Below are 26,198 nucleotides of genomic sequence, written 5' to 3'. Positions count from 1 at the left end.
TCAGCTCCTTTTTTTTTATGCCTAAAACTCCTTCTAGGCCAATAATATTTTGATACTATATTAGTTCTACTTCAGAAATTTGATTTCCTTGTCTAGTTCTAGTGTATTTGTATCTCACATTTTGATTCAAGGAAAGGACTTTACCAGCAAGGGTATCATTAAAATAAACAGTCTCTCTCGTTTCATTATCACGAATAAAACCATAATGACCTGCTTCATTGTAATATGATACACGACCTAATAAGAATTCATCTTCTGGATCTTTAGGACGTTCTAAGTCTTCAGGTTTAAACTTATAAGTTTGTGTAGGTGGAGTATCGGAGATATTTCCAAATTCATCAACATAGGCAAACATCTCTTCCAATGCTTTTCCTTTATTGTTATTGGATTTATTAACTTCTCTACGTTCTTGTTTCTCCTGAAGTTTCTGTTGTTTTCTTTTTGCTAGCTCTTTTTTCTTGAATGTGAGTTGGTTTCTTGACATTAAATCTGATTAAGTTAAAAAATGAAAGGGATATCTTTTTTTATTTAGCGGGACTTGCTGCGGATTAAGATAGGGGCCTTTTTTGAATGAGTACAAATATACGCAAAATTTACGACAATAGCTAATTTCAGCAGTAACAGTAAATTGTACCATAATCCGGAAACAATTCAGGTCAAATAAAAGGTTTCTCCGCATCTCCGCCGTAATTTCTCCGGACCTTGTTCGAATTTTTTCGAACAAAATCCGCGAGAGGTCCGAAGAAGGTCCGAAGAAGGTCCGGCAAAAGGCATAATTGTTCTCAAGTTTTTCCCTTATTTATTTCCTATCACTGCATGAAATTTTCTTAAATCCGGTATCCAAAAACCCTATTTGCCCAGCTGTAGAAATCAACAAAAAAAGGACATCGATATCGATGTCCTTACTCGTTTTGTAATAGTATTAATGGTATTAAAAATCTGAATAATATTCATTTTGGTTAAATGCTGTTAATTGACGAACCAAAAATAATAGGATACTCCGTTCGTTTCTATGCCTTTCCAGCATCTTGTTCCATGCCGCCTGATTAAATTCTATTTTACCGCTTTCATTATCATTATATACCCAGATTCCAAAAATATCTTTCTTCAAGGTTGCTGTGAATTTATTTCGGGTATAAGTCAATGACTTATCCAAGTTTCTTTTTATTGAAATACTTCCATTTTCCCCTTCCTCAGCGTAATATTCATGTCCGAAAATATCCACTCCGGATTCTACACTATTCCCTCGGTTATCTTCAAAGATTTCTTTACCAAGAATATCGATTTCATGGGATGCTCGATATCCGGATTCTCGAATATATTTTCGAACCAAATACTTTAGAAAATCCACTTTCATTTCATTATCCGATAAAATTCCTGACATGTGACGATCAAGATATTTTTTCTCGAAAGTAACCGTATTTCGGGCATTATCAGAAAACTCCAGTCCATCAAAAAAATTCTTCTCCAAAGTGGCAGTATATCTTCCATCTGCAGAATTGAATTCTAAATGTCCAAAGAAATTATTCTTAACGGTCCCCAATTGACCGAAGGAATATTGTGCGGTAATCAGCATCAAAAGGAAAAGTAGGAGCTTATTCATATGCTTATTTTCTTATTTAGAACCCAAACCTTCAAAATGGTTTAACCTTTACGAAATTAAAAAATAATATAAAAATCATACCATACATAGATTTAAGCTAAGTTTTTCATAGGCTTTATTGACAAACAACTAAACATCTTGTTTTCAGGTTGTTAATAAAATATTATTTTAGGAATAATATTTTATTAACTTTAGATAGGGTATTAAATTAACGTAATCTTCACATAAAATTAGCTTGAATTAGACAAATAGATATTTTTCATGAAAATTAATTTTAGTGTTTAAACATTCTTCCTTATTTTAGGGTAAGTGAATTTATAGTTAATAAGCAAACCAGATATTAATTATTATGAATAACCTAGATGCGCAATTATTTGAGATCTCAAATGGTCTTCGAATAGGTGAATACACCGCGCCGGAGTTAGGGGCAATTTTACCGGCAAGTTTGATGATTCATGATTTGGAGGGATTAAACCCTGCTGGCTGCAGTTATATGAATAATTGGGGCACTAATTTTCTGGGGAAATATCCCGAAGAAATCCAGCAAATGGGGATGCGATATTATGAAGAATTCTTCATTCGGGAAGAAGCAATGGCGGCTTTGTCCGGATTACAACTATACTTAAATGACTCGGATGCTGACCTGAATTACAATTTCTTTCAACGCGTAAAATCTTATGCCCAGCAGAAATATAAATGGTGTTTTACCTCCTGTAAATTGGTGGAAATACAAGCCGAAAATAAATTAGTAATTCTCTCTTCTCCTATTGATGGGATTGATACAATTATCCAAAGGGTCACAAAAACGCTGGACCAGAATGAATACGTTAATGCGAATTATCAAAAGTATGCTCAATTAACCAAAAGGGAAAAGGAGATTATCCGATTATTAGCAAACGGTAATTCAACCAATGAAATTTCGGATTATCTATTCTTATCCAGCCATACGGTTTCCACCCATCGGAAGAATATCTGTCGAAAACTAGAAAACAAATCTTTTGCAGAATTATTAAAATTCGCGGTTCATTTTAATTTGACTTAGGAGAATAGGATGTATTCCGAATTTTCGAAATAAATATTAAAGATTAGCTATTAAAGTAAAAAACCTGAGCTGGGGAAGCTCAGGTTTTTTTAACTAACCAATTATTAACCTAAATTATGAAATTATTTACTCTTTACTTTTTTACTCTGTTTGTACTATAAAAACGCAAAGCCAATGCCGATTGTATAAATAGCAAGATGTATTAACATTTTTTAACAAGGAAGACCATAAAAAAAGGCCTCAAAAGAATCTGAGGCCCGCTATTTATTTTGGTTAATAAAGATTGGTCTGTTTTGATAACTCAAAGATATTTGAAAAACCTATACTATTTTTACGGTTTTCCGTATTGTGATGAAAATCACTAAATCAATCCTTTATCCTTGCAATACAATACTAATTGTTCGTTTTTGGTGAAGCCCAAAACTTCCTTCATCAGGTTTAATCTTTTTTCGATACTACTCAAACCAGAGGGCCTGATATTCAGGTCCTGCAGAATTTGAGGGATATTCTTTTGTAAAATACCTTTTGATAAGGAAGATATTATCTGAATATCCATATTGGTAAATTCATGTGAATTTCGGGATCTCAGGGCAAGACGAATATCAGGGGACTGATAGATCTTATTCGTAGATACGGCTTTCATTGCATCCTTAAAATGCTGTCCATCGTGTCTTGCTTTACGGACATAGCCATCAATTTGATAATTCCGGAATAAATCTTCAATCAAGCTAATCCGATCAATTGAAGAGAAGACAATAACTTTCAATTCAGGTTGGATTTCTTTAGCCGCCTTGATTAAATCTTTGCCATGGGAAATTTTCTGGGGCACAATATCATCCTCAAATACAAGATCGGTGACCAATAGATCATAAGGTTCCCCTTCGCGGATTGCATTTTTTATCCAGGTAAGCGCATCATCGCAATAATATACGTAGTTAACTTGTTCAACTCCCAATTCTTGAACTGTTTTATGGACAGACAAATTAGCGACCTCGTGGTCTTCTGCAATTAATACTTTCTTAAACATAAAGTCTAATTTTGAGCTGGAATAGAAATATGAATCCCTAAACCATTATTATTATTTTTCTCAAATGTAAGGGTACCCTTCAATAGATTTATACGGTTTTCCGTATTCTTAATTCCGTTTCCATATTTTATGGAATCGGCGAGTCCCACTCCATCATCCTTGTAGAAAATATTAAGATTTTCACCAGAATATTCAAAGCGGACAATTACCTCATTTGCGCCAGAATGTTTTCGCATATTGACCATTAACTCCTGTAAGATCTGTTCAATTTCGCCTTTCTGTTTAGCATTAAATAAATCCCAAACAGTTTGGTCATTTCCCGCAATTAATATAGTTCTACAATCATTAGAGAAGGATTTCAATAATTCAGAGACTTGCAAGTGGAACGGTACCTCACTCATTCCCTCTTCTTCGACTTCATAGGATATATCCCTGGATTTATCATACATGATTTCTAAACGGTCCAATAATTCTTCCCGATCAATATCATCCCGATTTTCTAGTTCAGCCATTACGCGATATATTCCATTCGCAACAACATCATGCACCTTTCTAGAGGTCCTTAATTGACTCTCTTTCACACGATTATCTGCTTCCAGTTTTAATCGTTGTTTTTTTCTATTATACCAACTCCAGATATAGTAAGCAGATAGTCCAACAATAATCAATATGGCAAGCAAGAAAATTCTAGTCAGGTTCAGACGATATTGTTTCTCAGCGATTTCATTGCTCAACTTCAGATTATCTGTTTTGCTTTTTTCAACCTCATAGCGTATCAGGGCAAATTGATTTTTCGCAGACAACCTTGCAATTTCCACGGAGTCTTCAATATGATGATATTTCCTGAGTAAGGCTTTATTTTTGTCGATAACGGTCAGGTTCAGGATGGACTTTAAAGCATCCATTTGAACATCTGGATTTTTGATGTCTTCTGCTAAATCCAACAGCATTTGAGAATAGAATAAAGCTGAATCTATATTTCTATTTTTAAAATAATTCATGAGATGGGTATAACTAGAGTTTAACCCAATGCGATCATTCAATTTTTTACGGATGGATAATCCTTTTCTAAATTCAGGAAGAGGATTATAATTAGAATCTAGTTTAGTTTTTGCTCTAGCGTAATTGGTAATAAAGCGGGCATAATCTTTAGAATTAGGTTCGGAGGAATTTAATAAATCCTTCAAAAGTTCAACAGCTTCCTTCGGTTTGCCATAATTCAGGTAGGCATTCGCTAGGTTATTTTCATATACTCTTTTATTGGCAGGATCCTTGGCATATTTAATTGCCAATTGAATGCTTTCCAGCGATTGTTTCGGGTTTTTTAAGTAATCGTAGATTGTACTGAGGTTCCCATATACCATTGCCAGGAGAGAATATTGGGAAGTATCATTAAGATTAAGGAATTCCAGGGCCTGCGTTGAGGTTTCTTGGGAGCCATAATAATCGCCATATTCCAACTGAGAAACGGCCATATTAATTAAGCTCTGAGCAGCACCAAGGCTATCGTTGTTTTTAACAAACTCTTCCCTAGCCTTTTCAAAGTAAACGAAGGAACTATCGATTTCATTTTTATCCAAGAAATCATAAGCTTGTTCGTAATAAACATTCTTAGGAGATTCAGTAGGATTTGGTTTCGGACTATGACAGGACACAAAAAGGAAAATGCCTATCAGGAACAATAATGGCTTCACAGGTACAATAATTTGACCTAAAATAGGCAATATTACCAACACTTCACAGATTAATATTGCTAATAAGGACGTAAATGAAATTATATTACGGATAAGGAAATTGTAGTCATGGTCAGAATTTCAATATTTTTTTTTGACTTTTGCTATAAGAAACTGTTATTCAATTTTTTAAGTTAGATTCATTATTGAAAACCATAAAAACAAATTAGCTGTTACAAAAGGGATTAGGAGCGGATAAATTGGCAAATTTTTAATAAAAAGAACATTATAATCCTATTTTATATTAAAACTTACGTTTAGTTGAGGAGAAATTAATATTACCACTTTTCAATCGAGAAGTATTTTCGCTAACAAACAGTAGATATAACACTACGAAAATTGAATTTCTTACCTCTTTACAAAAGTCTTATTATGGATTTCCCACATCCTTTCTTAACTTAAATCTTTGAAAAGACAAACAACAGTAATTGAGAATAATATTATGGGATTTTTAAATAGATTATTTGGAAAATCTACAATTAAAAAAGAACCTGAAGTAAAGGAAAAACCAACAACCGAAACGACAACCCGGATAGAACCTATAAGAACCGAAAACGAATTATTTGAAAGATACGTAGGTTTAGGATTTGAGAAACAAGTTGATTTCTCTGAACTTATTGAAGGCAAGGCATGGGATGCAGATTTAACTCGTGGAACGATCACCTTTGGAGATGAATTTGAATTCCCCTTACAGATTATAGGTAGCTTTTCCTATTCTGTCAATACCTGGTTATGGTCTTGGGCGAATAAACAATCAGACCTACCTTTAAATTTGCTAGTGGATGCCAAAAAGCTGAAGTCTTATGGCATTCAAAACAAGATCAACAGACTTAGAACGCCGGAATATGCCTTCAAGCAAGATGATTTACATCGACTAGGCATTATTGCCATGGGGATGTTTGATGCAGATGGTTATTATTTTGCGGATTATGGTAGTGGGATTATGTTGATGACGGTAAAATCCGATCAAATTCGAAAAAACAGAAAAGACTTTCACCACCGAATCTTCAGTACCTTTCCGCAGGTTATCTCGAATTTCCAAGTTGACCACAGAAACAGCCTCATAAATTACTTAAAAAGTAAGGGCTATAATATCTTAGAAAAGGACAATCAAATCATCGGCACGAAAGGCAAAGAAACCTGCATCACTACCCTAGATAGCGCAAACAGAGTGAGCAACTTAGAAGGTTAATACTATTAACCTTTTCTAATTGCCTTTATTAATTGCTCCTTATTCATATTATGTCGACCTTTAATACCTATCTCCTTAGCCTCAGACAATAAATCAGATTTAGACCTTTCCTCCAATTTTTTTGAATTATGATCAATTGTTCCAGCTGCCTGTGCATTTGAAATTCTAGCCGCTTTTTCCTTACTCATTCCTTTATCAACCAATGCATCGTAAGTATCGGGCTTTTTCAATTGTGGTGTTTTATCTTTGGGCATAATTTTTATGTGTTGTTTTCTACCCATTGAACACTCTACTGCTAATTTTGTTGGTTTATTTTCACAGGTTTGCTTTTTGGTTCTGCCCTTTTAGAAAATATAGTGGTGCCAATACTAGCAATAACGACACAGAAAACGGAAAGCCATTGATAAATAGACAAGTATTCATGCAAGAATATTAAACCGGATAATGCAGCAAAGGCCGGTTGAAGGCTGGTCAAGATGCTGAATGTTTTAGCAGGTAATTTACCTAACGCGATCATATCCAATGAAAATGGCAAAGCTGAAGATAGAATAGCTACCAATAATCCTTTCGAAAAAAGAGAAAAGTTTAGATTCAGGATAGCACCATCATAAATAGAAAAAGGAATAATAAACAGCGTAGCGATGAGCATACCGGTTGTTACCGCCTGTTTTCCTTCCATAATTTTGGATAATTTAGCCCCCATCATAATATATACAGCCCAAAAGGAACCAGCTAATAATGCCAAGCCTAAGCCAACAGGGTCAACCCCGTTACTTTTCCAAGGCACGATTAAGAGAATTCCGGTCAATGCCAATGCGGCCCAGATAATATCAGTCCATTTTTTAGAAAGGGCGAATGCCAGGAACAATGGTCCTACAAACTCGATTGTTACACCTAATCCGAGAGGAATGCGCTGAATCGCCATATAAAAAACGAGGTTCATGACCGCAATTCCGATACCATATAACGCACAGTAAAGCCATTGTTTACCACTGAATGTAAGCAACTTAGGACGGTTGATTATATATAGTAGAATAGCAGATAAACCTATCCTTAAGGTCGTGGTGGCGATGGGTCCTATTGCAGGAAACAACTGTTTGGCAAAAGAAGCTCCTCCCTGAACACAAATCATTGACAATATAGCTGCCACAACAGCAAAATTAGCATTACGGGTCATACTAAAAATGAATAAGGATAATAATTAAATGCTCCCAAAAATAGTCTTTCCAAAGAACTATTGAGACCTTTTTTAATTAAATATTATGTAATGAGAAAGTTTGAGTGAAAAAATTATTAAAATGTTAAATTTAGTTATCGTATTAGCTTGATTATTTGCTATTTGTTAATTTAGAATGGATTCCTAAAATTGAAAAAAGGAGGACTTTTATATGCCAAACAAACCAATCATTTTCTGTCTATTTTTATTTTTTACCCTCTCCTATTCTTTCGCACAAGTTTCGAAAAGATATACAGGTAATATTTATTCCATTGATAGTACCCTATTGATTAAAAATGTGGATGTGATTAATCTACGAACCCAACAAATGATCCGTTCAGATTTTGATGGTTCTTTTGGCATTGATGCCAATCCGATGGATAGTATAGCATTTGTTCACCCCCACTGGAATAGGAAAAGTGTCCTTGCACATGAATTGACGAAGGATATATTCCTACAAAAAAAGGCCCTGGTCATTGAGGAGGTTGTCATTATGGGGAATACGAAGGCGGCGAAAATCAGGGAATTAGAGCAAATGAAGAAGGATTACAATGTGAAGGGTGGGTTATATTATTCAGGAGAACCGCCTTGGTATCTGTTATTACCATTTGGGATGCCGACGGTGACCTATTTTTATGAAAAGTTCAGCAAGGCTGGCAGAAATGCGAGAAAGTTTGATGCCTTTATGAAACAAGAGATTAAAAACATGGAGGTGGATCAGATTTTTAATAAATCTACGATTACGGATGTTATTCCCATGGACACTGAAGAATTGGAAAAATTCATGGTAGAATATCGACCCGATTTTGAGGTCGCTCAATATTGGACGACCTACGACCTGCATGTTTATGTGAAAAAACATTACAAGGAATTTAAGGAAAAAAGCCCCTCAAAATAAGGGTTCTGAGATTTGCAGAAATTATATGAAGCAAGAAAATTATTTCTTTTAGTTAAATCTATTGACTAACTTGCGAGAGCTTTAGGGGTGTCTGCAATATTTGCAGGCTGAGATTTTACCCTTATAACCTGATCTAGATCATACTAGCGTAGGGAAAAGTAAAATGTCTTCATGGGTGCGTCCTGTACCTATTGTAGCCATTCCTAAAGCATTAATGCTATAAATAAATTAGGAATGCTACTCATCATTAATCATCAAACAAAACATTTCAATTTAGGTTCCTTGAACCTGAAAGAACTAATGGATTTGGAGTTAAAAGGCAAAACCAAAGGGATTGCTGTGGCTTTGAATAATCAGGTAATCCCCAAGGATTCCTGGTCAGATCAACTTTTGAATGACAACGATTCCATACTAATCATTACTGCCACCCAAGGCGGATAAACCCGAAATTTTAAAGACATGACAGAACAAACAATTACAACCCAACCATTTCCCAATTCTAAGAAAGTATTTATTCCTGGGAAGATCCATCCTATTCAGGTAGCGATGCGAGAAATCAGTTTGAATCCAACAAAATTAAGCAATGGAGGTTTGGAGATAAATCCGCCTATCAGCATTTACGATACATCAGGGCCCTACACGGACGAAAAAAGTGAAATTGACATCCGCAAGGGAATTAGCAGAATTCGGGAACAATGGATTCTCGATCGTGCTGATGTCGAAATACTATCAGGTATTAGTTCGGATTACGGAATACAAAGACTGAATGACCCCAATTTAGCGGACTTACGTTTTTCATATAACCATAAACCAAAGCGCGCATCAGCAGGACAAAATGTAACCCAGTTACATTATGCAAAACAAGGGATTATAACCGCGGAGATGGAATATGTAGCGATTCGTGAAAATCAAAGGATAGAACAGTTACAAGCTGCTACCAAAGGCATGGCAGATCAACATATGGGGGAGAGTTTTGGTGCAAATACTCCAAAATATATAACGCCAGAATTTGTAAGAGATGAAATTGCTGCTGGCAGGGCTATTATTCCAAATAATATCAACCATCCAGAGAGTGAGCCCATGATTATTGGTCGAAATTTCTTGGTGAAGATCAATGCCAATATTGGGAATAGCGCCGTTAGTTCCAGCATTGAAGAGGAAGTAGAGAAGGCAGTTTGGGCATGCAGATGGGGAGCTGATACCATTATGGATTTGTCAACTGGCAAAAACATCCATGAGACTAGGGAATGGATTATCAGAAATTCACCAGTTCCAATTGGTACAGTACCAATTTATCAGGCACTTGAAAAAGTAAAGGGAGTTCCGGAGGATTTAACCTGGGAAATATTCAAGGACACCTTAATTGAGCAAGCAGAACAGGGAGTTTCCTATTTCACGATTCATGCAGGTGTTTTGTTAAGATATATCCATTTAACGGCAAAACGAGTTACAGGGATTGTTTCTCGTGGTGGGTCAATTATGGCAAAATGGTGTTTATTTCATCATAAAGAAAACTTTTTATACACCCATTTTGAGGAGATCTGCCAGATTATGAAGCAATATGATGTTGCTTTTTCCCTGGGAGATGGACTTAGACCAGGTTCCATTGCAGATGCGAATGATGCGGCCCAGTTTTCTGAGTTGGAAACATTGGGTGAGCTTACCAAAATAGCTTGGAAACATGATGTGCAAGTGATGATTGAAGGGCCAGGTCACGTGCCTATGCATATGATAAAAGAAAACATGGAGAAACAACTTGCGGAATGTGATGAAGCTCCATTTTACACTTTAGGACCATTGACTACTGATATCGCACCAGGGTATGATCATATTACTTCCGCAATTGGCGCTGCGATGATTGGTTGGTATGGTTGTGCCATGTTATGTTATGTGACGCCAAAGGAACATTTAGGATTACCAAATAAAAAAGATGTGAAGGATGGCGTGATTACCTATAAGTTGGCGGCACATGCAGCAGATCTAGCGAAGGGTCATCCGGGGGCACAATATCGTGATAATGCATTAAGTAAAGCACGCTTTGAATTCAGATGGGAAGATCAATTTAATCTATCCTTAGATCCGGATACTGCACGCGAGTTTCATGATGAAACCTTGCCTGCTGATGCTGCAAAAGTAGCTCACTTTTGTTCGATGTGCGGACCGAAATTCTGTTCCATGAAGATTACACAAGAAATCAGGGAAGCTACCGAAGAAGGAATGTTAGAGAAATCCAAAGAGTTTATTGAAAGCGGAAAAGAAATCTATCTATGATTATTGTGATTTCGGCAAATGGTTTAATTCCCAATGAACTTCAGATGTTGAACAATTTGTTTCAAAAGGGGCTTGAGCATTTTCATTTTAGAAAGTATGGGCTTTCTGATGATCAAGCTTTGGAATATTTGGAACAAATTGATCCTTCTTATTTAGGTAGAGTGGTTCTCCACTCCCATCGGCATTTGGCGAATGATTTGAAAATAGAAAGATTACATTTCAATACCTCTGACCGAATAGCCAATAAGCATATGGATCTTGAAAGGAAATATCAACTATCAACTTCTACCCATTCCATTCAAGAATTTAATGCCTTGGATAAGGTCTGGAATTATGCCTTTTTAAGTCCGTTATTTCAGAGCATTTCAAAACCGGGCTATGGTCGTTTTGAGTCTGTATTTACAGAAATCAAGTATAAGAGAAATGATTCTGTTGCCTTAATTGGGCTTGGGGGTATTGATTATCAGAATATGGAAAGTGTATTTGAAATAGGTTCAGATGGGGTTGCATTATTAGGTAGCCTTTGGAATCAAGCAGATCCAAGCAATTATTTTTTGGCTTGTAAACGAAAAGCGAGTATTTGGAACACAAAAAAAACAGATGGACAAAAAACTCAGTAAAATACAATATATCAGCAATGGATTGACCATTGATGAACAGGAGAAAAATATCAGAATCGCATTGGATGTTGGAATAAAATGGGTTCAATTACGATGGAAGAATCCAGGTTCTGAATTGGAATTATTTCAATTGGCAGCAATTTGCAAGCAGCTTTGTCAAAGCTATCAAGCAAAATTCATTGTCAATGACCATGTTGATTTGGCCAGACAATTGGATGCGGATGGACTTCATTTGGGACTAAAGGATGAGTCAGTAGAAAATGCACGCTTATTATTAGGCGAAGATAAAATTATTGGCGGTACAGCCAACAGTTATACAGATGTTCTACAACGCTGTGTTGAGAAATGCGATTATATCGGATTAGGCCCGTTTCGATTTACGGAAACCAAACAAAAACTAAGTCCCATTTTAGGGATATCCGGCTATCAGGAAATCATGGATAAATTAAAGCGGGATCAGGTTCAAGCAGTTCCAATTTTCGCCATTGGGGGTTTGCAGGAGAATGACATTGTGGTCCTCCATAACATTGGAATTCAAGGAATTGCTGTTTCAAGTTTGATCCAGAAAGATCCTAGCGTGGTATTACGAATAAATCAATTTTATGAAAAAGAATATGTTGAAGATTGGAGATAAAACCTTTCAATCCCGTTTATTTTTAGGTACGGGAAAATTTGGGAGTTTATCCCAAATGGAGGAGTCGATATTAGTTTCGCAAACGGAGCTTGTGACCTTGGCCTTAAAGAGAATTGACCATCAATCTCAAGAGGATGATCTATTAAACTCTATCAGTTTGCCACAGGTTGATTTGTTACCCAATACATCTGGAGCTAGGAATGCTAAGGAAGCAATTTTGGCTGCTCAGCTCGCTCGGGAAGCTTTGGAAACGAACTGGATAAAATTGGAGATACATCCAGACCCTCGATATTTAATGCCCGATCCCATTGAAACTTTGATCGCTACGGAAGCACTTGCTAAGCAAGGCTTTATCATTATGCCTTATATCCATGCGGATCCGGTTTTGTGCAAAAGATTGGAAGAAGCAGGAACTGCGGTTGTTATGCCTTTAGGTTCACCTATAGGGAGTAATAAAGGATTGAAGACCGTTGATTTCTTAGAGATCATTATCGAGCAGAGTCAAGTGCCTGTGGTTGTGGATGCAGGAATCGGAAAGCCATCGGATGCTGCTCTGGCCATGGAGCTGGGTGCGGATGCAGTTTTGGTCAATACGGCAATTGCTACAGCCAGTAATCCAACGAAAATGGCCGAGGCATTTAAATTGGCAGTTATTTCTGGTCGGATGGCTTACGAGTCCGGCCTAGCAAGTAAATCCTTTAGTGCAAAGGCATCTTCACCACTTACAAGCTTCTTAATAGATTAATTAAAATGGATATCAAAGAAATCATAGCTCAATACAGTTGGAAGGAGATCCAGGACATCTTGGATCATTGTACTGAAAAGGATGTTGAACTTTCCTTATACCGAGGAAAGAAATCAATTATGGATTTTTTGAATTTAATATCCCCAGCTGCGGAACCTTATTTGGAGGTCATGGCCAATATGAGTAAGCAGATTACTCAACAACGATTTGGCAAGACCATTCAGTTATATGCTCCGCTATATCTAAGCAATGAGTGTCAAAATATTTGCACTTATTGTGGCTTCAGTATGGACAATAAGATCAAACGGAAGACCTTGAGTAATTCTGAAATTATTGTAGAAGCCATGGCTTTAAAAGAAATGGGGATCAACCATGTTCTATTGGTTTCCGGAGAAGCAAATAAAACGGTGGAAATCCAGTATTTCCTCAATGCCATTCGGATCTTGAAGCCTTATTTTGCGAATATTTCAATTGAGGTGCAGCCCTTGCTGCAGGAGGAATATGAACAATTACATCAAGCGGGAGTTCACTCAGTTTTGCTGTATCAGGAGACCTACCATGAAGATGTTTACAAAGAATATCATCCCAAGGGCAAGAAATCAAATTTCAATTTCAGATTAGATACCCCAGATCGAATTGGCAAGGCTGGGATTCATAAAATAGGTTTGGGTGTACTATTGGGCCTTGAGAATTGGCGAGTAGATAGTTTCTTCAATGCTTTACATTTAAACTATTTGCAACAGCGCTATTGGCAAACGAAATATTCCGTTTCATTCCCTAGGTTACGACCAGCAGAAGGAATTATTGAGCCGAATTTCATCATGGAGGATCGGCATTTATTGCAATTGATCTGTGCCTATCGGATTTGGAATCCTGATTTGGAGATTTCCATTTCTACGCGTGAAAGTGAGAATTTTCGGAACCATATTATTTCATTGGGTGCTACCAGCATGAGCGCTGCATCAAAGACTAATCCTGGAGGTTATGCTGTGGACCCACAATCCTTGGAACAATTTGAGATATCGGATGAACGCAGTATGGAGGAGATTAGAAGACAGATCCAATTGAAGGGCTATGACCCGGTCATGAAAGATTGGGATTCGTGTTTTTCTACGAGTAACTCAATTTGAGATAACGATGGAAAAGAAATTTAGCCGGTACAGTCGACAAATCTTTATGGAAGAAGTCTCCATAGAAGGACAGAAAAAGTTAGATCAATCCAGGGTTTTAGTCATAGGTGCTGGTGGACTTGGATCGGCAATCCTTCCCTATTTAGCAGCCGCGGGAATAGGGAGATTAGGAGTAATAGACTTTGATCAAGTCGAATTCCATAATTTGAATAGACAGGTCATCCATCAGGAAAAATTTGTGGGACTGTCAAAGATTAAAAGTGCTGAATCTTATATTCAGCAATTTAATTCAGACATTGAATTCAAAGGCTATAATGCTAAATTAACCTCTGGAAATATTGAAGAAATATTTTCAGCCTATGATATGATTGTAGATGGATCGGACAATTTTGAAACCCGATATTTAGTAAATGACTATTGTGTCAGCATGGGAAAAACCCTTATTTATGGAAGTATTTATTCCTTTGAGGGTCAGGTAGCCGTCTTTAATTATCAAGGGAGCAAGAATTTAAGGGATATTTTCCCTTCGGCACCGAATTCAGAGGATGTTCCCAATTGTGATCAGTTTGGGGTATTAGGAGCTTTGGCAGGGATGACGGGTAGCATGATGGCGATGTTGGCCCTGAAAGTGATCTTGGAAATTGAGGTTCCCATAAACCAGTTGACCATTATAGATAGTAAGCACTGGTCCTTTTTACAAGTAGGATTTTAACAAGAAAATATCCAATATTTTCGAGGATAAAAAAACAGGAAGGCAGATTTGAGAGTCTGCCTTTCCTGTCATTAAACTAATAAACCTAAACCTAACAATTATTTTTTAAGGACCACAGACTGACCCAGCGAGTAAACATTCTGGGCATAATTTGGGTCTTTTAATTTTGTCCATCCATTTAATCGAACCACTATATGATATTCACCACTTTCATTGGGAATATCAAAGAGGAATGAGGTCGCTTCTTCGTCGATGGTATGATTGAAAACGGTAATATGTTTTGTAGGACCAATAATTTTATTGACTTCCAAAGCAACTTTTAACGGTCTTTCAAATTCAGCAGGAATCTGTTGAGGTATATTCCAGGAGAGTTTTACCTGGTTTGCCCCTGCAGCTTCTGATTTTAGATTTTGAACGGTTGGCAAGGAAGGTCCCGCCTTCATTTCATATTCATTTTTTCGACAGGCACTGATTATTGTGATTGCCAAAAGTGCAATAATTAATCTTTTCATAATTCAAATCTTAATACCCAGGATTCTGTTTATAAGAGCCTTTAGACCAGTTCATTTGTTGTTGTGGAATAGGTAAATATTCATCTCTTCCCGAGACAAACCGGCCTTGATTATACCAATCAAATCTTCCTTTTTCCTTATTGATGAAGGCATTCATTGTTTCAGGTAACAGTCCCCACCGAAGGAGATCAAAAAACCTTCTACCTTCATTGGCGAATTCCAAACGGTTCTCCCAGATGATCGCCTTTTTTAAATTTTCTTTGTTCAAGGTGAAATTAACCCCAGGTTTATACTCTTGGATTTTATAATCCATCCATAAAGTACCATCTGGTTTTTTGAGTCTAGCCAAACTCGTTGCAGCTCTGGCACGGATGCGATTGACAAGATTCAAAGACTCTTGAAGTTGACCTTGTTCCATTAATATCTCTGCTTTCCACAAAAGGACCTCTGCATATCGGATTTCCTTTTTGTTCATTGAATTGTAGATATAGAATGGTTTAAACAAGCAATTACAATTCGGATCTACCTGTTCCTTCATGGAGTTAAAGTATCCATATTGGAAAGGTGCTCTGGAGCCAGCTTCCTGATAAAGGATTGCATTATTATATTTCCATGGATAACCCGGGATAGCCGCTGTATGGCCCAATCGTGGATCGAAGGAATGCTGGGTAAAATATTCTTTATATTTACTTCCCTTAAATTCTGTTTGATTATAATTTTCAAAGTCCGGCACCCCTGTTTTATCCGTTTTAAATGCGTTGATCATGGTATAGGAAACCTTATGGAAATCGCAACAGCTGAAATAAGGTGCCCACCAAGGCGCATTCAATTCATCACCTCGATTTATCCGGCCATCCGTAGTTCCATCATCAATGGAATACTGGACTTCCCATAGGGATTCTTTGGTATTATTATCGAATTCGGGGAGGAAGTTATTGGCGAAATCAGGTTCAAGATCAAATTGACTTTTATCTTTGGTCATGATGGTATTGATATGATCCAAAGCCCTTTGCAGGGTTTGTTTATTGATATTCACCACTTTGTGTTGATCATTTTGTTCATAAGCCCGGAATAACAAAGCCTTTGCGGCAAAAGCATGCGCAGCATATTTTGTAGGTCTACCTTTATCTGTTTGAATATCAGGGAGAACTTTGGCGGCATCTTCAAAATCCTTGATGATTCGATCCCATATCCCTAAGTCATTCTTCATTGAATCGGGTCTATTCGACATTCCTTCTACTACTACCGCATCATTTGGCACGGTTTCATCCATGAAAGGAATATATTTCCAGCGTAGTTTCATGCCGAGATAAATCCAGCTTCGAATGAATTTCATTTCAGCGATCCTGGAGTCCTTCATTTCATAAACTGCAGGATCAATTTCATTGAGTAATCGAATGGCCGTATTACAACGGCTTACTGCGACATAACCGAGATACCAAGGGGCATCATTGTTTCCGATATTTGGGGTTACTGCTGTAAAAATTTCCATTTCGTACCATGGAGTTTGGTCACTTAAACCACCACCACCTTTGTAAGCATCATCCGAGCGAACACTTTGTATCCAAGGGGCATGGGTAGTCCCGAAACCCAATCCAGGCATGGTTGCATAAGCTGCCACCACAAAATTGTCTATTAACTCAGGTTTTGAAACCTGTTCTTCCGACAATACTCCCTTTGGGTTGACGTCCAAAAAGTCGGAACATCCAACGACAGAAAGGAGAAATAAGATTGCTATTATTGATTTAATTATTTTCATGACAAGGACATTAGAATGAGACATTTAGACCAAAATAAACCGATAGAGGCATTGGATATCCGGTTCCAGGATTTTCTGGATCCATTCCAGTGAATTTATCATCCCCCCATGATTTCTTGATTGCAAAAAGATTCTGCGCAGTAACATGGATGCGAAGATTGGACAGTTTAATTTTATCAACTACAGAAGAAGGAAAAGTATAACCCAGATTGATATTTCTCATTTTCAGATACGAACCATCTTCCACAAAGTAACTTGAGAAACGTTTCTCTCCATTTGCATCCCGACGGGATAAAGCAGGGATATTGGAATCTGGATTCGTTGGTGACCAAGCATCCAGGATTCTGCTAGGGTGGTTACGGTCATTTTGAATACCTATATTCCAAAAATCACTTAATTCTTTCCAGGTATTATGCACAGAATTTCCGAAGACCCCTTGAAGGAAAAAGCTAAAATCAAAGTTTTTATAAGCGGCTTCAAAATTTAATCCAGCAGCGAGTTTAGGGTCTCTTATACCCAACCATGTTCTGTCAAACACTTCGTTGATGACTCCATCTCCATCCAAGTCCTTATAACGAATTCTTCCAATACCTTTACCGGGCTGAACAGGCCCATTATCCACTTCTTCTTGTGTTTTATAGATTCCATCAGCCACTAGGCCATACAGGGAATTAAAAGGACGTCCGATAATATTATCCAACAAACCATTCCCACCAAAAGCATATTTCACATTTTCAGGTATGGAGTTGATTTGATTTTTGTAGGTTGAAAGATTTCCCGAAACGGAGTATCTAAAATCATTAACAGTTTCTGCCCAGGTAAGTTGAAGTTCAATACCCTTATTGGTCATGTTGGCGGAATTTATCCAACGATTTCCACCTTCACCCAAAGCAGCAATGTAAGGAGGTTCGAACAACATTCCGGTTGTTTTTTTATTATACCAATCCAATGAACCGTAAAGTCTATTTTTTAGAAAGGTAAAATCAACTCCAAAATTTGTTTGGGTTGTAGTTTCCCATTTTAAATCAGGATTTCCTAGACTTCTTCGACGGAATCCAGAAGGAATACTTCCTGTTTCATTACCTCCAATGGCATAAGATGTTCCATTGATATCGGTGATATAAATATTAACTAATTTACCAGCGTTGAGCGGTTCGGAGTTACCATTTTGTCCCCAGCTGGCCCGAAGTTTCAAATCATCAATCCACAGCACATCTTTCATAAATTCTTCGTTTTTCACCCGCCATCCTAAGGAGAAGGAAGGGAAATTTCCGTATCTATAATTTTTTCCAAATACAGAGGAGCCATCTCGGCGGAAGGTCGCAGAAGCTAGGTATTTCTCTGCAAAAGTATAATTGGCTTTAGCAAAAAATGATAGCATGGTTCTTTCATTACCACCACCATTGAAAGTTCGTTGGTCGCCGGTGGCAGTTGATAAGTAGGCATAATCCCGATCTTCCAATAATATTCCTGAACGATACCCATTCAAGCTTTCATTTAAGAATTTAAATGCTTCAATACCACCCAATAAATCCAATTGGTGTTGATTTTTTGAGAAGTTGTACAATAAGGTATTGGTCCAGGTCCGACCTAGGTCATGCCAGTTATTTTGGGTAACACCATTAATTGTTCCTGCTTTACCGCCTGCTTCTTCCCATTTTTTATCGATTCTGCGATCATACCACATACTATAATCGACACCAAATTGAGAACGGAAGGTTAGGTTATTAATAATTTCAGCAGATAAATAGGCAGATCCCAAAACCTTCAAGAAATTACCGGTATTATCTTTATTGATCAGCATATCACGGACAGGGTTGGCAAAATCATCCATACCAAGTGGCATGGCTACCCCACCCCAGGCACCATCATTTGCATAAACAGGGACATTTGGCGGCATGACCAATAAACCATAAGTACTATTTACATCCCGCATTTTGAGGTTGGTTAAGGTTAGATTTTCTCCAATCTTCACGCGGCCATTAAAAAATTGATATTCATTATTTAGTCTAGCTGCCAATCGCTTAAAGAAGGATGTTATTTGAGTTCCTTCATTGTTATAGTAATTGACAGAGAAAAAACTATTTGAGTAATCTGTACCAGAGGATATCGATACTTGATGATTTTGTTGTACCCCAGTTCTCATCCCTTCATTAAACCAATTTGTATTTGCTGAAGGCATTGTTTGGGCAGCATTCAGCCATTCGATTGGTTTTACGGAATTCAGTATTGGTATGCCCTGGGAATTGACTGACCAATCGTAATCATAATATCGAACAGCAGCTGCCGGATCATCACCGTCATTTACTGTTGCTTGCCAAAGTGCTCGGCCATATTCTTCGGCACTCAGCATTTTCGGCACATTTCCAGGGTTATTTAAGGCGACATAACCTTCATAAGTTACTTTTGCAGCACCTTTTTTCCCTTTTCGAGTAGTTACTAAAATTACCCCACCAGCTGCCCTCGAACCATAAATCGAAGCCGAGGATGCATCTTTTAAAAACTGGACGGTTTCGATGTCATTCGGATTGATATCGCGGAGGTTGATGGAAACAGGTTGGCCATCAATCACGATCAAAGGTGGTGATGAATTAAAAGAGGTAACACCCCGAAACTGAATTCCAACATTTTCAGCGGGATTTCCGTCGGTTGTAATACGAACTCCGGGGATTTTACCCTGTAAAGAACGCATCACATTCGCACTTGGATTATTTACGAAGTCTTCTCTTTTAATGACGGATACAGCACCTGTTAGATCCGCTTTTCTTTGGGACATGTATCCTGTAACCAAGATTTCATCGACGCCAAGAACATCTTTTTCAAGAATGATTTTTGAAGCCTGCGCAATGGGTACATCTTGTCTTTTATAGCCGATTGCGGAAATGCGGATTTGGGTACTTCTACCGACTTCCAATGAGAATTCACCATTTTCCCCAGTTTGAGTAACTTTTCCGGAAGGCAATGCGGTGACTGTTGCTGAAACAATAGGTAAGCCATCGGCATCGACAATTACCCCTTGGATTACTGCGTCTTGGGCCTGCAGCGAAGGCATCCCCAAGATTTGGAACCAAAAATACAGTGCAAATAGCCCTGATATTCGGAATTTTTTCCATCTAAAATAAGTCATAATTGATAGTTTAATCGATTAAGCATTTAAGCAGCAACGAAGTAATTGCCACCTATTGGAATAATTATTTAATTAGAAATTTAGTTTATAATGAATACAAGTTTAATGCTTAACCGATTAAGTTCCAAATTTATTTCAGATAAACAGTCAAAAATTAATTTAGGGGGGAAATTATGTAACAAACCTTCCATGAAAACAGTATTCATGAAAGGTTATTTAAATGGTTATAACGAATTTTACGAAATGCTTAATCTTCTCTAGATCCATCATCAGCCATTCTCACAATTTTAGGGTGAAAAGTTGCGACAGTTTCTACGAGATCCTTTTGTGCATCCATTACTTCATAGATATTTTTATAAGCCATTGGCGCTTCATCTAAGTCTGCACCGATCAGCGTAATACCCAGGTCTTGCAAGATGGCATTGACTTCAGATTTTGAGATTACTTTTTTGGCTTGAGTTCGGCTCATCAAACGTCCAGCACCATGAGATGCAGATTGGATAGCCTTCTCCTCTCCTTTTCCACGTACCAGGAATCCAGGTGCAGCCATGGAACCGGGAATAATTCCCAATACCCCTTTGGCTGCTGGAGTAGCACCTTTACGATGGACGATAAGCTCCTCACCTTTCCATTGCTCTTTCCAAGCGAAGTTATGATGGTTTTCCACCATAGCCAATCGTTCAGCACCTAGGGCGTTAAAAACTTTTTGATGAATGACTTCATGACAAGCAGAAGCATAGTCTCCAGCAAGGTTCATTGCTAACCAATACTCTTGGCCTTCAGCAGAATTCAAGTCGAAGTAAGCCAAATGTTTCGCTTCATATGGAAGCTTACATATTTCCATAGCCAATTTGGTATAGTGATTCGCAATCATTGCTCCTAATCCACGAGAGCCAGAATGGGTCAATAATGCCAAATAAGTTCCTTTAGGAATTCCTAATTCAGCATCGTCTTGAGCAAATTCCATTCGTCCAAATTCTACGAAATGATTTCCACCTCCAGAAGAGCCCAATTGAGTCCAAGCCTTATCCTTCAATTGCTTAACGAAAGGATTTTCTTGGAACTGGTTGTTTTCCAAGACCTCATGATCGATACGTTCATGCTTTAAAAATCCATTACCGGCACCAAAACGAGAGCTGTTCAGTAATATATTCTTTAAATCATCCCGATTGGTTTCAAGATAATCTGCTGGTAGGTCAAAAATGGAAAGCGCCATACGGCATCCAATATCCACCCCAACTCCATAAGGAATGACCGCATTGTTGGTTGCTAATACCCCACCAATCGGCAATCCATAGCCTTGATGCGCATCTGGCATTAAAGCTCCAGCAACAGTAACTGGTAATTTCATAGCAGTTTGCATCTGTTTTTTAGCGCCTTCCTCAATATTTTCGACACCATAAACCTCATAAGCTTGAGGATCAGTCTTCAAAGCGATTTTATCCTTTTCAATTAACTCAATATTCAACAAGAGATGAGAAAGTTTGGAAAAAATAGGATCTGTCAAAAAATCATTTGGGTTTTCCAAGACATTCTTGAACATGTTCAACATTTCTTCACGATTATAGCCCAATCGTTTTTTATTGATTTTTAGGGCTTCCCCTAAAGCTTCATTCTCCTTATATCCGATAGCAATTAAATCATTGCCATTAATTCGTTTATTTTCCATTTTATGAATTTATTAAATTTTAAATCATTTAATATGCAGGGCAAAATTACCCTGCATAGCTTCCTATTTATTCAAGAACAATTGTTTCAATTGATCTACGACCTGTCCATTTCCAGATACCGAGATACTGTTTATCTTTTCAGCGATTTTCTCGACGTATTCCATTTCTTTCAATCGGAATAACATAGCATTTTCTTCCAAAAGCTTCGCAGTATTCAACAAACTCCTGGTTGAAGCGGTTTCTTCTCTTCGAGTAATGGTATTAGCCTGAGCTTTCTTTTCAGCGATCAACACTTGGCTCATGATCTCCTTCACCTCACCAGGTAAGATGATATCTTTGATACCCATTGACAACAATTGTACACCTAATTTTTCTGCCGCTTTCTTACCTTCATCCAAGATTGTTTTGGCGATAGAATCTTTATTTTCCAATAAACTATCCAAGGTTTGATCGGCAACAAAAGTTCTAGCCATCATTTGCATCAACAAATACAATTGAGTATCATATTGCTGATTTTCCAATAAAGCCTTTTTCACATCCACTACTTTGTATTGAAAGCTAACATTCAACCTTATTTGAACTTTATCCTTGGTCAAGATCTCTTGTCCTGGTATATCCATGTAAAGCACCCTTTGGTCCACATACAAAACCTCCAATTCATTTCTATATTTCCAAAAAAAGTACTCACCTGGCAATAATTCTCGTTCAAATTTACCATTGACAAAAAGTAAGCTTGACATATATTCTGCAACCTTGACCCTAGAAACATAAGGTTTGAAGACATCCAACATCAAGTATGATTTATTGATGCTATCTTGCACTTCCAAAGAATCCATGGATTCGATTTGAAAATGATAATCTGCCAAACCTTTCCAAAAGACATGTCTACCAGCAGGAAGGACGCAGTTAAAGTTATTATTGACAAACATCAAAGCGATTTCATTGTCTAATACTTCAACGATCTCAACGAATTCATCAAATTCCGGAATAGTCAATAAGACATCAAGAGTATGATTAACATTGAAAGGCAATGACATATCATAAATTTCAACTTTCTCAGAGAAACTTAACCAATATTTACCTTCAGTAACAATGCGTTTTACCCCATTATTTTTGATGATAAATCCAATTTGATTTCTATTAATTACTATCCTTTTCATTTTATTATGTTTTTAATTTTTCATTATTTAATTAAAAAGCTATTGTCAAGAATTCATCCCTCCGAATCGGAATTTAAAGGTAGTTCTGAAGTATTTATACTTAGTGCTTTACATAGTATGTTTACTTCAGGTCTAGCAAAAAATTGCAAGGATTCTTCCTGATTGTTCAAAACAAATTCAAGTTTTGAACCGAATCATTGACAATAAGCTTTTGATCTTTTTAGAGAAGACCGAAACTCAACATTTGCGGTTTCAGCGCATGAAGGCATCTTTCGGATGCATTGGTTCTATTTCAACCATGTTTGTTATTCTACCAATTGAACTACCCTGAAAATCAGGGGCAGGATTCGAACCTGCAACCAACAGATTTATTAATCCGACTCCTATCAGCATACTTAGACCGATTGGTCAAGCACTAGTCTGCTATTTCGAAACAGAACCCTGGGATCATGAATTCGTCTTAATAAACCATATATCCATTCGGACATATATCTTAAAAAAAGCTTATCGCTTGTTTGATCAAAGAACATTTGTCGTACCCGACATTACAAAGGTGCATCTGCTATTACGCAGTACTTTTGCGTAGAAAAGAAAAAGATTAAAAAAAGAAGAAATAAAACTACAAAACACTGTATATCAATAATATTAATTTCATATTGTTGAATGAATAAAATGAAATCAACCTTTACTACGCAAATCAATTGCGTAGTAAAAATCATTTCATTAACTTTAAATAAGAAAAAAGAGATCAAGAACGCCATGTCGACTAATAAACTTGCATTAATCCGGTATAAAATCATTGACCAATGTCTACAGCAAAAGCACAGGAAATGGACCTTGGAAGATTTAATTGAGAAAGTTTCCGAAGGTCTTTACGAATTGGAGGGAATCCACAGTGGTATCAGCAAACGTACCATTCAAGGGGACATCCAATTGATGCGAAGTAATAAATTGGGATATAATGCACCAATTGTTGTAAAGGACAGGCGATATTATAGTTATGAGGATCCGGATTATAGCATCAGTAACTCTCCTATTTCGAACATAGACATGCAAAAGATCAAGGATGCCCTTGATCTTTTGAAGCATTTAAATGGTTTTTCATTTTTTGAGGAAATGAGCGATATGATCATACGACTTGACAACCGTTTAAATTCTTCACAGAAAGATGGCAAATCGATTGTTCAAATGGAGGCCAATCCGCTATTAAAAGGTTTGAAATGGATAACCCCATTATATCAAGCCATAAAGGAGAAAACCCCTGTATTAATCAAATACAAATCATTCCGATCCAAGCATGAGAGTTCAGAGGTTTATAACCCATATCTACTAAAAGAATTCAGGAATCGATGGTTTTTGATTGCTCGAAAAAAGAATGAAAGCAGCTTGATTACGTTGGCATTAGATCGGATTAAGGAGGTTGATGAAATGTCAAAAGCTGGATATCAGCCATATGAGGACATTGATTTTGACCGTTATTTTTCAGACACTATAGGTGTCACCAAATCAGCGAAGGACCGTGGACAAAAAGTAATTTTGGAGGTCGATGCCAGAAATGCACCTTATGTAGAAACTAAACCATTTCACGCATCACAACAGCTTTTAAAAAAGAACGATGATGGTTCCATCAAGATTCGGATCGATGTGGTTTTAAACTTAGAGCTGGAGCGAGAAATATTAGGTTTTGGTGAATGTATTAAAGTAATTCAGCCTAAATCATTAGAACGGAGAATATCTTATCGTTTGTTCAAAGCGACAAAGCAGTATTTTGAAATTAATCGAATTTATCCAGAATAGATAGCAAAAATTAATTAATGGTTTAATCAATTTGCATCCAATAAAAAGAAGATTGCGTAAATTTAACCCTGTATTATTTAAATAGACATGAAAAGCACTCCGTCATCTGAACAAAAAACCAGAAAAGTAACTTCAGGTCCTGTTCGGGAAAAGGCAAGAACCAGCAACAAGATTATCAATGCTGTTGGAAAAGTTTTAAAAAAACATGGTTACCCAGGCTTGACAATTGCAAATATAGCGGCTGAAGCAAAAGTAGATCGCAAATTGATTTATACTTATTTTGATAATTTAGATAACCTGGTTGAACTATACATCGAGAAGCGGGATTATTGGAAAACAAAGGCTAAATCAACCATTAGCACTTTAATGAATAAAGAGTCCATTAATCATGAGGAAATGCATTCCTTGTTAATTGGCCAATTCAATTCGGTATATAAGGACGAAATTCTACAACGAATAATACAATGGGAATTATCGGAGGATAAGGAAATCCTAAGAAAGTTGGCAGATAGTCGGGAAGAAATAGGTGAAGAATTGATAAAGAAATACAGCAACAAACAGAACCCAGAAGTTGATACCCGTGCGATTTTAGCATTGCAAACTGCTGGATTATATTATTTAGCGATGCATGCCAGAACCAATGGAAGCACATTTTGTGGATTAGACCTAAATAAAGAAGAAGATCAAAAGAGGATTTCGGATACTTTAAATAATATTTTAAGAAAGAGTCAAACATGAAAAGAGTAATTGAAATCGATTCAAACCTTTCCTTGAAAGCTTTAGTGGAGAGCGATGCTATTCGCATGTTTAACATTATTGATACTCAGCGTGAATATTTGGGAGAATGGCTTCCATTTGTTCAGTTCACGAATAAGATTGAGGATAGCAAAGGATTTGTTGAGATGGCAATGAACAATCGTAAGATCAAAAAGGACTATGTGTACAAAATCTGTTTGGAGGATCGCATGATCGGATTGATTGGCACAAAGGAGATCGACTTGATTAATAAAAATACAGAATTAGGGTATTGGTTATCTCAGGATTTTCAGAACCAAGGGATTATGACCAAATCCGTTCAAGCATTAATACAAGAGCTTTATGAAGAGCTGAAGTTGGAAAGGATTCAGATTTGCTGCGCCGTGGGTAACGAGAAAAGTATAAATATCCCAAAGCGATTAGGTTTTAAATTAGAAGGAACTAAGCGCAATGGAGAATGGATAGGAAATCTTCAATTTAGGGACTTGTTGGTCTTTAGCAAGTTAAAATCAGATTTTGATTAATTGATGATTATCATATAGTTAATTGCTACTGTAATGGTCATTTAGATTAAGACATGAATAAAACATAATA

25 protein-coding genes and 1 riboswitch are annotated in these 26,198 nt (G+C 37.0%); of the genes, 13 read left to right on the top strand and 12 right to left on the bottom strand.

Annotated features, from left to right (window positions below; translation table 11 throughout):
- Positions 1 to 55: 55 nt before the first annotated feature.
- Positions 56 to 484: a cold-shock protein gene (locus ACF3OC_RS06795; protein ID WP_229678276.1), complete on the bottom strand. Its 429-nt coding sequence runs from the start codon at positions 482 to 484 to the stop codon at positions 56 to 58.
- 447 nt (positions 485 to 931) lie between these two features.
- Entirely contained in the window at positions 932 to 1,603 is a 672-nt protein-coding gene (locus ACF3OC_RS06790) for a hypothetical protein (protein WP_144043687.1), read from the bottom strand.
- Positions 1,604 to 1,952: 349 nt separating this feature from the next.
- On the opposite strand from ACF3OC_RS06790, the gene ACF3OC_RS06785 reads away from it, so the two are divergent.
- On the top strand, positions 1,953 to 2,645 hold the full coding sequence (locus ACF3OC_RS06785; RefSeq protein WP_094280507.1) for a response regulator transcription factor: 693 nt from the start codon (positions 1,953 to 1,955) through the stop codon (positions 2,643 to 2,645).
- 361 nt (positions 2,646 to 3,006) lie between these two features.
- Here ACF3OC_RS06785 and ACF3OC_RS06780 read toward each other — a convergent pair whose 3' ends face one another.
- On the bottom strand, positions 3,007 to 3,672 hold the full coding sequence (locus ACF3OC_RS06780) for a response regulator (protein WP_094256901.1): 666 nt from the start codon (positions 3,670 to 3,672) through the stop codon (positions 3,007 to 3,009).
- Positions 3,673 to 3,677: 5 nt separating this feature from the next.
- Complete coding sequence (locus ACF3OC_RS06775) at positions 3,678 to 5,366, bottom strand: ATP-binding protein (RefSeq protein ID WP_144043686.1); 1,689 nt, start codon at positions 5,364 to 5,366, stop codon at positions 3,678 to 3,680.
- 445 nt (positions 5,367 to 5,811) lie between these two features.
- Here ACF3OC_RS06775 and ACF3OC_RS06770 point away from each other — a divergent pair, with 445 nt between their 5' ends.
- Complete coding sequence (locus ACF3OC_RS06770) at positions 5,812 to 6,597, top strand: DUF6882 domain-containing protein (protein ID WP_141202078.1); 786 nt, start codon at positions 5,812 to 5,814, stop codon at positions 6,595 to 6,597.
- Between the two features lie 5 nt (positions 6,598 to 6,602).
- Here the strand turns inward: ACF3OC_RS06770 and ACF3OC_RS06765 are convergent, their stop codons facing one another.
- The gene (locus ACF3OC_RS06765) at positions 6,603 to 6,851 is read right to left on the bottom strand and encodes a Rho termination factor N-terminal domain-containing protein (RefSeq protein ID WP_094280546.1); all 249 of its coding nucleotides are present in this window, start codon (positions 6,849 to 6,851) and stop codon (positions 6,603 to 6,605) included.
- Positions 6,852 to 6,892: 41 nt separating this feature from the next.
- On the bottom strand, positions 6,893 to 7,747 hold the full coding sequence (locus ACF3OC_RS06760) for a DMT family transporter (protein WP_392471174.1): 855 nt from the start codon (positions 7,745 to 7,747) through the stop codon (positions 6,893 to 6,895).
- 238 nt (positions 7,748 to 7,985) lie between these two features.
- Between ACF3OC_RS06760 and ACF3OC_RS06755 the strand changes: the two genes are divergently transcribed.
- The 8 genes from ACF3OC_RS06755 to ACF3OC_RS06720 all read left to right on the top strand — a co-directional run bounded on the left by ACF3OC_RS06755 (position 7,986) and on the right by ACF3OC_RS06720 (position 14,823).
- The gene (locus tag ACF3OC_RS06755) at positions 7,986 to 8,711 is read left to right on the top strand and encodes a hypothetical protein (RefSeq protein WP_392471172.1); all 726 of its coding nucleotides are present in this window, start codon (positions 7,986 to 7,988) and stop codon (positions 8,709 to 8,711) included.
- Positions 8,712 to 8,784: 73 nt separating this feature from the next.
- Positions 8,785 to 8,883, top strand: a riboswitch (TPP riboswitch).
- Between the two features lie 62 nt (positions 8,884 to 8,945).
- Positions 8,946 to 9,152 carry a sulfur carrier protein ThiS gene (gene thiS / locus ACF3OC_RS06750; RefSeq protein WP_094256896.1) on the top strand — a complete coding sequence of 69 codons (207 nt, stop codon included), beginning with the start codon at positions 8,946 to 8,948 and terminating at the stop codon, positions 9,150 to 9,152.
- Positions 9,153 to 9,170: 18 nt separating this feature from the next.
- Positions 9,171 to 10,982 (top strand): phosphomethylpyrimidine synthase ThiC, encoded by a 1,812-nt coding sequence (gene thiC / locus ACF3OC_RS06745; protein ID WP_094256895.1) that lies wholly within the window; start codon positions 9,171 to 9,173, stop codon positions 10,980 to 10,982.
- Positions 10,979 to 11,602, top strand: a complete 624-nt coding sequence (locus ACF3OC_RS06740; RefSeq protein ID WP_094280503.1) for a thiamine phosphate synthase — start codon at positions 10,979 to 10,981, stop codon at positions 11,600 to 11,602. Before thiC ends, ACF3OC_RS06740 begins: the two co-directional genes overlap by 4 nt.
- Complete coding sequence (gene thiE / locus ACF3OC_RS06735) at positions 11,583 to 12,236, top strand: thiamine phosphate synthase (protein WP_094280502.1); 654 nt, start codon at positions 11,583 to 11,585, stop codon at positions 12,234 to 12,236. Before ACF3OC_RS06740 ends, thiE begins: the two co-directional genes overlap by 20 nt.
- Entirely contained in the window at positions 12,205 to 12,981 is a 777-nt protein-coding gene (locus ACF3OC_RS06730; protein ID WP_306427045.1) for a thiazole synthase, read from the top strand. The genes thiE and ACF3OC_RS06730 overlap by 32 nt, the downstream gene beginning before the upstream one ends.
- Positions 12,982 to 12,986: 5 nt before the next feature.
- A complete protein-coding gene (gene thiH, locus ACF3OC_RS06725; RefSeq protein ID WP_094280501.1) occupies positions 12,987 to 14,111 on the top strand; it encodes a 2-iminoacetate synthase ThiH in 1,125 nt (374 codons plus the stop codon).
- A 7-nt stretch (positions 14,112 to 14,118) separates the two neighbouring features.
- Positions 14,119 to 14,823: a HesA/MoeB/ThiF family protein gene (locus ACF3OC_RS06720; protein ID WP_218823956.1), complete on the top strand. Its 705-nt coding sequence runs from the start codon at positions 14,119 to 14,121 to the stop codon at positions 14,821 to 14,823.
- A gap of 98 nt (positions 14,824 to 14,921) precedes the next feature.
- Here ACF3OC_RS06720 and ACF3OC_RS06715 read toward each other — a convergent pair whose 3' ends face one another.
- The 6 genes from ACF3OC_RS06715 to ACF3OC_RS06690 form a co-directional block, all read right to left on the bottom strand.
- Complete coding sequence (locus ACF3OC_RS06715) at positions 14,922 to 15,335, bottom strand: DUF4945 domain-containing protein (RefSeq protein ID WP_094280499.1); 414 nt, start codon at positions 15,333 to 15,335, stop codon at positions 14,922 to 14,924.
- Between the two features lie 10 nt (positions 15,336 to 15,345).
- On the bottom strand, positions 15,346 to 17,094 hold the full coding sequence (locus ACF3OC_RS06710; RefSeq protein ID WP_094280544.1) for a RagB/SusD family nutrient uptake outer membrane protein: 1,749 nt from the start codon (positions 17,092 to 17,094) through the stop codon (positions 15,346 to 15,348).
- A gap of 10 nt (positions 17,095 to 17,104) precedes the next feature.
- Positions 17,105 to 20,221, bottom strand: a complete 3,117-nt coding sequence (locus ACF3OC_RS06705) for a TonB-dependent receptor (protein WP_094280498.1) — start codon at positions 20,219 to 20,221, stop codon at positions 17,105 to 17,107.
- Positions 20,222 to 20,468: 247 nt separating this feature from the next.
- Entirely contained in the window at positions 20,469 to 21,890 is a 1,422-nt protein-coding gene (locus ACF3OC_RS06700) for an RtcB family protein (protein WP_094280497.1), read from the bottom strand.
- Positions 21,891 to 21,953: 63 nt separating this feature from the next.
- Positions 21,954 to 23,051, bottom strand: coding sequence for a slipin family protein (locus ACF3OC_RS06695; RefSeq protein WP_094280496.1), 1,098 nt, complete (start codon positions 23,049 to 23,051; stop codon positions 21,954 to 21,956).
- A 252-nt stretch (positions 23,052 to 23,303) separates the two neighbouring features.
- Entirely contained in the window at positions 23,304 to 23,444 is a 141-nt protein-coding gene (locus ACF3OC_RS06690; RefSeq protein ID WP_179221447.1) for a hypothetical protein, read from the bottom strand.
- Positions 23,445 to 23,723: 279 nt separating this feature from the next.
- Between ACF3OC_RS06690 and ACF3OC_RS06685 the strand changes: the two genes are divergently transcribed.
- The 3 genes from ACF3OC_RS06685 (at position 23,724) to ACF3OC_RS06675 (ending at position 26,128) form a co-directional block, all read left to right on the top strand.
- The gene (locus tag ACF3OC_RS06685) at positions 23,724 to 24,848 is read left to right on the top strand and encodes a YafY family protein (protein ID WP_256962519.1); all 1,125 of its coding nucleotides are present in this window, start codon (positions 23,724 to 23,726) and stop codon (positions 24,846 to 24,848) included.
- 87 nt (positions 24,849 to 24,935) lie between these two features.
- Positions 24,936 to 25,586, top strand: a complete 651-nt coding sequence (locus tag ACF3OC_RS06680) for a TetR/AcrR family transcriptional regulator (RefSeq protein WP_094280495.1) — start codon at positions 24,936 to 24,938, stop codon at positions 25,584 to 25,586.
- Positions 25,583 to 26,128 (top strand): GNAT family N-acetyltransferase, encoded by a 546-nt coding sequence (locus tag ACF3OC_RS06675; protein WP_094280494.1) that lies wholly within the window; start codon positions 25,583 to 25,585, stop codon positions 26,126 to 26,128. The genes ACF3OC_RS06680 and ACF3OC_RS06675 overlap by 4 nt, the downstream gene beginning before the upstream one ends.
- The last annotated feature ends 70 nt before the right edge of the window (positions 26,129 to 26,198 follow it).

Origin of the sequence: Sphingobacterium cellulitidis, from assembly GCF_043187465.1 — a bacterium.
GTDB classification, from domain to species: Bacteria; Bacteroidota; Bacteroidia; order Sphingobacteriales; family Sphingobacteriaceae; genus Sphingobacterium; species Sphingobacterium cellulitidis.
The sequence above is the reverse complement of the archived record's forward strand: the minus strand, read 5'-3'. Positions and strand labels throughout refer to the sequence as shown.